General features: G+C 35.6%; 9 protein-coding genes. 3 read left to right on the top strand and 6 right to left on the bottom strand.

Annotated elements, in window-relative coordinates; translation table 11 throughout:
- Positions 1 to 46: 46 nt before the first annotated feature.
- From GQR46_RS13305 to GQR46_RS13285, 5 genes are all read right to left on the bottom strand, one after another.
- Positions 47 to 568 carry a hypothetical protein gene (locus GQR46_RS13305; RefSeq protein ID WP_165741201.1) on the bottom strand — a complete coding sequence of 174 codons (522 nt, stop codon included), beginning with the start codon at positions 566 to 568 and terminating at the stop codon, positions 47 to 49.
- Positions 569 to 624: 56 nt separating this feature from the next.
- The gene (locus tag GQR46_RS13300) at positions 625 to 2,163 is read right to left on the bottom strand and encodes an EAL domain-containing protein (protein WP_165741200.1); all 1,539 of its coding nucleotides are present in this window, start codon (positions 2,161 to 2,163) and stop codon (positions 625 to 627) included.
- A gap of 78 nt (positions 2,164 to 2,241) precedes the next feature.
- On the bottom strand, positions 2,242 to 2,877 hold the full coding sequence (locus GQR46_RS13295) for an SGNH/GDSL hydrolase family protein (RefSeq protein ID WP_165741199.1): 636 nt from the start codon (positions 2,875 to 2,877) through the stop codon (positions 2,242 to 2,244).
- Positions 2,878 to 2,885: 8 nt separating this feature from the next.
- Positions 2,886 to 3,395 carry a DsrE family protein gene (locus GQR46_RS13290; RefSeq protein ID WP_165729401.1) on the bottom strand — a complete coding sequence of 170 codons (510 nt, stop codon included), beginning with the start codon at positions 3,393 to 3,395 and terminating at the stop codon, positions 2,886 to 2,888.
- Between the two features lie 72 nt (positions 3,396 to 3,467).
- Positions 3,468 to 3,941, bottom strand: coding sequence for a flavodoxin family protein (locus GQR46_RS13285; protein ID WP_165741198.1), 474 nt, complete (start codon positions 3,939 to 3,941; stop codon positions 3,468 to 3,470).
- 76 nt (positions 3,942 to 4,017) lie between these two features.
- On the opposite strand from GQR46_RS13285, the gene soxR reads away from it, so the two are divergent.
- From soxR to GQR46_RS13270, 3 genes are all read left to right on the top strand, one after another.
- Positions 4,018 to 4,491 carry a redox-sensitive transcriptional activator SoxR gene (gene soxR / locus GQR46_RS13280; RefSeq protein WP_165741197.1) on the top strand — a complete coding sequence of 158 codons (474 nt, stop codon included), beginning with the start codon at positions 4,018 to 4,020 and terminating at the stop codon, positions 4,489 to 4,491.
- 271 nt (positions 4,492 to 4,762) lie between these two features.
- Positions 4,763 to 5,404, top strand: coding sequence for a hypothetical protein (locus tag GQR46_RS13275; RefSeq protein ID WP_165741196.1), 642 nt, complete (start codon positions 4,763 to 4,765; stop codon positions 5,402 to 5,404).
- Positions 5,394 to 6,479, top strand: coding sequence for a rhomboid family intramembrane serine protease (locus tag GQR46_RS13270; RefSeq protein ID WP_165741195.1), 1,086 nt, complete (start codon positions 5,394 to 5,396; stop codon positions 6,477 to 6,479). Before GQR46_RS13275 ends, GQR46_RS13270 begins: the two co-directional genes overlap by 11 nt.
- A gap of 62 nt (positions 6,480 to 6,541) precedes the next feature.
- Here the strand turns inward: GQR46_RS13270 and GQR46_RS13265 are convergent, their stop codons facing one another.
- The gene (locus tag GQR46_RS13265; protein ID WP_231609722.1) at positions 6,542 to 7,048 is read right to left on the bottom strand and encodes a transthyretin-like family protein; all 507 of its coding nucleotides are present in this window, start codon (positions 7,046 to 7,048) and stop codon (positions 6,542 to 6,544) included.
- Between the last annotated feature and the right edge of the window lie 498 nt (positions 7,049 to 7,546).

Genomic DNA, 7,546 nt, shown 5'->3' with positions numbered 1-7,546 from the left:
TATAAAGCCTTAAATATGCATTAGCCTAAACTAACTTTAGGATCAATTATTCTATACTCGCTTTTAGTTTATTTAGCGCATCAACCGAAAAACCTCGATCATAAAAATATAAAATTTCGCCGCTGCTATTTATGAGTACTACACGTGAGTTATTTGGGCTTTGATTACCTGTAAACTTTTGAACTGTTTCACCATCTTTATAAATAGTGATTACCCCACCCCATAATTCTTTAGGGATGCCTTTGCGCATACCGCTGTCTATAAATGTGCTAAACATACGTGGTGCCATGCCGGCAATGGTTGGTAGTTCGTATGTAGGGAGCGTTACGCCCGCCATATCTAAACCAATTAACCAACGGTCTATATCAAACTGACTATCTTGCTTGTACCCAATGAGCAGCAGTGTTTTATCTGCTTTAAAATCGCTGGGTATAGTCACCATGCTTTGCTCTAAACTTTCGCCGCTAATGCTTGGGAACTGTTTACCTGTTAATTGCTGGTTTGGATACTGTGTTGTACATGCACTAAGTAGTAAAAATGCAAAAGCACTTAATGTTAATTTGATCATAATAAACCTAATATTTATAAATTTCATAATGATACGTTTAGTATGGCAGCTGAGATCTAAAAATGCTGATTAGTTATATAATTTTTAAATTTAGACGCCGTCATGGGCTTACCATACTTCCAACCCTGTCCATAATGCACACCCGCCATTTTTAAAATAGCTTCTTGCTCAGTGGTTTCAATCCCTTCTGCCACACAGGTATAATTAAACTTATGCACAAGTTCCATAATATTTGGGATCATAGAGGCTTTTAAGCCCTCAGTTGCTATATCTTGAACAAACGTACGATCAATTTTAAGTTGATGAAAGCTCAAATTTTGTAAGTTTCTTAAATTCGAATAACCCGTACCAAAGTCATCTAATGATAAGTTAAATCCCGATTCAACTAAGGTTCTAAAATGAGCATGCGCAATGCTTGTATCAAGGTATTCGTCTTCAGTTATCTCTAAACAAATAATAAAGCGTGAGTTGGTAAGCTCTGTAATTTGCGGCAGTAACGACACATTACCCAGCTCTACATCACACGGAAATATATTAAGCGACACTTTAAAGCCTTCTGGCAATAACTCTATAGAGGTTAACTCTTTTATTGTGGTAGCAATCATTGCCTCAGTAAAAGTCCAAGTTAAATTATTTTTTCTAATAACCGGAATAAACTCATCTGGAAATAAAGCACCGTACTTATCTTCAAAACGTGCAAGTACCTCGCAACCAATCAGCTTGCCACTTTGCAAACAAATAATGGGCTGGTAAGTCCAATAAAATGATCCCTTTTTGAGCCCTTTACGAATACGTTGATTGGTAGAGCGGCGTGCAGCAATCCTCGCATCAACTATTAACGCACTCGATATGCCCGCTAAACAGGTTAAAATTAACGAAATTATTAATAATAAGTGATTATTAGAAAAAAACAGACTCCAAGGCAAGTGCACTACTACACAATATTGACTACTTGTAAAACTGCAAACTGAGTTAGTTTCGTAAGGAAAAAAAACGCTGTTTTTTACCTGCTGGTACAGCCCCTCTTTACCTGCTAAATGATGCAAAGCATTTGGTGTTTTATAAATAACTTCCCAATCTGGCGCAGTAATTCCGATGTTGGTAAAGGGCGTGCTCTGCATAATTAAATTATAATCCCCTTGTCTGACTATAATTACCTCCATAGGGCGCTCACTAAATAATAATAGATAAAGCTCTGGCTCAAAACGAACCCTCACCTGTTCATCATCTCGAATAAAGTCAGGCTGTTTGTCGTTAATTGGTTTACTTAATAAGCCTGCACCCGTAGTGCAAACTAGCTGGTTACCTTTAAAAAAGCCTATATCAATTACATATTTTGCATCAAATAAAGCGCGGCGCATCTCAAGAAGGGTTGTGTTGTCACACTGCTTAAACGCAAGCTTATTTAATGGGGTAAGAATTCGACGCCTCTCTGCAATTGCACCTTCTACATGACCGAGAATATATTCAGCATCAGACTTTGTTTGTGCTGTTAACTGCTGCGCTGCAAAATTGAGCAAAATAAAACAGCCAATTACAAAAACTAACCCTCCGGTTAAAACGGCTATAATAGATTTTTGTTGGTACTTTTTCATAGCATCTCGAAGTTGTTAATTTATATCACTACTTTATTAGATGATTGCATAAGTCGCATTAAATTCAAACAGATCGATTTAAGAATTATTGAACGAATTTTGAATAAGCTGAGTGATTTTAGCGCTTACCGTTAAATGCTGATTACTTTCAAAGTGAATCCCATCACCGGCTGTTACATTAATAAATGTATTAAAATCAATAAAAGTACATTTATGAGTAGCCCCAACGCTTTTGAATGCACTAGAGAGCTCTGTTGCTTTTATATCTGCACCTTCGTAAATACGCGAATACTGCTCGGTGATTCTTATTTTAGGTGGGCTAGCAATAATAATTTTAGGAGATTTTAAAGTACTACCTTGCTGATAATAAATATGTATTGAGTTAATTAAATCATTTAACCCATCTGCTATTAAACTAGGTGTTAAATTAAAACGTTTTTTAAGATCGTTTGTACCAAGGGCAATAATAATAAAGTCGAGCTCATGCTTATCCAAATAAGGCTTTAGATAACTAACACCATTAAGCACGCCATCAAACGGTGGATTATGCACTAACGTGCGGTTAGGCTGCCCTGCCTCTATTACGTTAAAGCCACACCCTAAGTTTTTATTTAATAACGATGTCCAACGGGTATTTTCATCAAAGCGTTTTCCCGTTACAGGGTTTAAACCCCACGTATTAGAATCACCAAAGCAGAGAATATTTTTTGTCATGTTAATTATTAAAATGGATTGAGTGTATAACCCTGCTGTTGCAGCTGGGCATGTGCTGTCATCGCCGAAAGTGACATTTGCACACCTTCAATTAGTTGTTCTGGTGCTACTTTATAATGCGTAGCCGATTGCCCACATACATAAACCACGGTGTTATTGGCCAACAATTGCTTTATTAAACTTTGATTTTTGTTATCTGCTTTAAAACGTTCTTTATATTCACTATTAGCCAATACATCAACGCTAGCACTACCATGTACCACTAACGCTAATTGAATGTTATCTGGCTTTACACCGTGTGCTATATGCATATTAATAAAACGTGCAAGTGAGTTCATTGAATTGTTCTGCTCACCTTTTTTAGCGCCATCACCAACATCAAAGGCTATTTTAAATACCGTAGAGTCACTTATCTGAACATGCTCCGGGACACTATAAAAGTAACCAAAGTCTTTAATAAGGTTTTCACCCGCTTGCGAAAATGGGCTTATAAGTAAAAGTAATAATAGGTATTTCATAAACAATCCTGTGTTTTAAATAAGTTAACCTATTTATAAAACTAACAGAAGCAAAGAAAAAAGGGCAGCTTATCATGCTGCCGATTGAGTGTTTTTATGATGGTGGTTAATAAACTGCATACCTAAATAGCTAAATGTTCGTTTAAACATTTCTACAAAAATATCAGGCGCTTCAAGCGATGATGCGTTTGATAACAACGAAAAATCTTTATTACGTAAAGCCCGTAACTTCGGCTTCAAGGTTTCGTCATCCATGTAATCTGTGATCCTATCTATAAATGACTTCATTTGTACCGTAGTGTTATACCAGTAAACAGGAGACGCGAACACCCAATGGTCGTACTTTAAAAGTACTTCAAATAGCGCGTAAAAGTCATCATTTTTATAGTTTTTGTCATAACAATACGGCGCAATTTTATAATCATCCAGACAAATTACGCGCACATTATTTTGCTCGGCAAAGCTATTAACATGGGCTGTGGTATTGCCGTTTTTTCGTGCACTTGAATAAATAATAACAGTATTACGCTCAAGTTTTTGTTGCATTTAGTTAGCTCCTTTTTTAATGTGGTAGAAGCTTAAAACCTCAAGTTATATTGAGGTCAACTGAAGGATTAAAATTATGCCAGTAGGACAAAAAAAATTAACCGAAGCTAACCTAACCGTTGGCTATGTAGCAAAAAGAAGTGGTGTAAAAGTATCTACTCTTCACTTTTACGAAACTAAGTTTTTAATTAAGAGCTGGCGAAATAATGGTAATCAGCGACGCTATAAACCTGATGTATTGCGCCGTGTAGCTGTAATAAAAGCAGCTCAAGCGATGGGAATAACGCTCGATGAAATTAAAAACACCTTAGCCACCCTACCCGACAACCGCACACCAACAAAACAAGATTGGTCAGCACTTTCAAAACATTGGCAATCGCAACTTGATGAGCGCATTGCGCATATGCAGCGTTTACGCGACCGCGTTGATGGGTGTATTGGTTGTGGGTGCTTATCGCTCAAAAGCTGCCCAATTTATAATAAAGATGACCACTTAGGCGATAAAGAGAGCGGAGCTGTACTTTTAAATTCTGAGCTTATACTTGTGTAAAAAGTTCAGGTCTTTTATGTATAACAAAATAAGCATTCCCCATTAGGAGTTAGCCAACAAGGTCTAAATATAGAGCTATGAAGTTTCTTGTTTAGTTGGATCGCTAGATGATTAAAAAACAATTTAAAATTTAAGGGAAGGGCTATACTCGAATGGTTTTTTTAATATATGTAAAAAGTATATTCAATGTAGATAGGAGCATTGCTAACTGGTTAATTTTTAAGTATTCTTGTGCGCCTTAAAAGGAAGCAAATATTCAAGGAACAAACTGTTGGAACCAACTAATCACACCCCTGAAAGCAACACAAAGCCACCTGTAGTTACTCAAAAATTTTCGCAAGCCCTTAAAACGGCCGATCACAAAGAACTAAAAAGTACTGGTTTTTGGTTAAATCAATTTTTTATGGTTATTTCTACTGTATTTGGTGTTTTTTTAGCGGCTCAAAGCGGTTTAGAACAAGCGCTTAAGTTTGATTCATTTAGTAAAATGGAAGATAACTACTATTTACGTACATCCTTATTTGACGAAGTTGCTGATAATGCAAACAGTATGGAAGAGTATGCTAATTTACTTGCAAAAAGCCCATCAATAAAAGAAATTGAGTATTTTAAACCAACACTCGAAAAGTACATTTGGCAAACGATGCAGTACTCACCAACTACGCTCGAAACCCCAAGTGAATTACTAACGCAAATACGTCGATTTTACTCAAGAGCTAAATTTTTAATAGACGCTGTAGCTAATAAAAGGATTTCCGCTAGACAAGCAGCTGAAGAATTAAAAGAGATTACTAATTTAATTAAAACTCAAACACTCCCTGCATTAAAAAATAGCGCTAAACAATTAAAAATGGAATTACAGCAGAATGATATTTCTGTTGGTTCGTTAAAGGAACTTACAAATGCCAACTAAAAGCTGTCCACATTGTAAAGATCATCCACTAGAAGTAACCAATTATCAGGGTGAAGAAATAGATATTTGCCGTGAATGTGGTGGCTTATGGTTCGAAAAAAATGAAGTAAATCGCATGATTTCCGAGATAAATGACGGCCCAGAAGGTGATAAATTTGAAACTCACTTTGGTGAGCCATTAGGCGTTTCTGAGCTTGACTGCCCTGATTGTAAAAAAAGTTTAGAACGTTTTCACTTACTGGAAGCTTTTCATACCGAAATTGATGTTTGTAGACACTGCGATGGCACCTGGATTGATAAAGACGAACTTGAAAGTGTTGAAAAAAGCCCTGAAATAAAGGTGAGTTTAGGCGAGCTAAATCAAAAAGTGAGTTGGAAAACCTACTTGTTTCAATTTTTAACGCAAATGCCTGTTGAATATAATATTAAGCCACAAAAGACTCCTTGGGTAACTCGCGGTCTTATTGTTTTAAATACATTGATTTTTGCACTTTATTTTTTAAACCCGAGCTCATTCAGCTATGTTATTGATAACTTTGCCATGACACCTGCAGATTTAAGCAAAGGTAATGAGCTATGGACTGTATTAACTTGCGTATTTTTACATGGTTCAATAATGCATTTAGTTGGCAATATGTACTTTTTATACATCGTTGGCGATAACTTAGAAGACGTGTTAGGCCATAAACGCTTTTTGTTATGGTATTTAGCCTGTGGACTACTCGCATCGTTTGCAAGCTACATTGTAAGCCCAATGTCTACAATTCCAGGCGTGGGTGCAAGTGGCGCTATAGCCGGTTTATTTGGCATGTATTTAATGTGGTTCAGACACGCAAGCCTTACTTTTATGTTTATAATTTATCAGAAGAAACTTTCTGCGGTATGGTTCTTCGCTATTTGGTTAGGATTTAACATTTTTGGTGCAGTAACAGGCCCCGATGGCATTGATTATGGTGCGCATATTGGTGGCTTTATAGCTGGACTAATTATTGGTTATATTTTGAAAAGTAAAATATTAGAGCAAAACCCTATAATTCGTTTACTAAACCAAAATGAAGCACAGTTAAAACGTTAATCGTTATATTAAAGCCACTAATAGATAAACATTAGTGGCTTTATAAAACTTTTCACTAATTTCTATAACTTACAACGTGTATAAACTGTATAAAATTGACCCGTGTTTTTTATCGGTATATCGTATGTTATTGGCTCTTCAGTAAGTTCGCATTCAAAGTTATTTAATATATCAGACAGCAGTACTTGCTCTTCGGTGAACTGTATAGTGGTGTACCATAAGATTGAATCTTCATCTTTTTTGTTTTCAATATAAATACTCTGTAGCAAAGAGCTATTAAAAAACATGTTTGAAGGCTTTGAACTGCGTATTTTTTTGTTATTAAAATAGAAGTAGCCAGCACTATCACTTATTGCTTCATCAATATAAGTGTCGCCATAAATGAGTTCTCTTGTTACTTTAACACCTTGTTGAGGCTCACCATTATTTAATAGCCTGCCTTTTACAGGCAACGACAACGTAACGTCTTGTTTGTTAAAAAAGCCAAACATATCTGCACATCCTTGCATTGGTATTAATAAAAATAGAATAAGCGTTAAAGTCACGCTAGCCGATCTTGCCTTGATCATAAAAATCCCTCTTATATTTGTATTTTTAGCCTAACAACAAAAGCCAACTTGTGACATATTTTAAATCGCTATTCTTAGAGTTATGCCTAAATAGATTTAGTTGATTTACTGGCGATATTAAAAATAACAATAATAGAAATGACTAAGTATTTATATATTAGCTTTAAGCGAGATAAGCTGATCTTAAAGTATTAGAAGTAATAAATATAAGATGTCATATTGTCAATTAACTAAAATACACAAACCGTTTAACATTCTTCGTAGAATTGATTGAAGATTATTTTTTAGACTGCGAGCCGCCTAAGTACTTATAATTAAACATATACTCCTTTAGTAAACTCAAACTATGTATAGCTCAGACTTCCTTTAAGTTATAAAGCGACTTTTATAATGCGCTTAAGGTATTCCCATAAACAGTTGTAGCGCTAAACGCTTTGCTTTGTATTTCCATGTTAGTTTTTCAATACGCTCAGGCTCACCTTTAAAGTGTAACCAAGG

The sequence above is a fragment of the Pseudoalteromonas sp. Z1A6 genome (assembly GCF_011378745.1).
GTDB lineage: Bacteria > Pseudomonadota > Gammaproteobacteria > Enterobacterales > Alteromonadaceae > Pseudoalteromonas > Pseudoalteromonas arctica.
The sequence above is the reverse complement of the archived record's forward strand: the minus strand, read 5'-3'. Positions and strand labels throughout refer to the sequence as shown.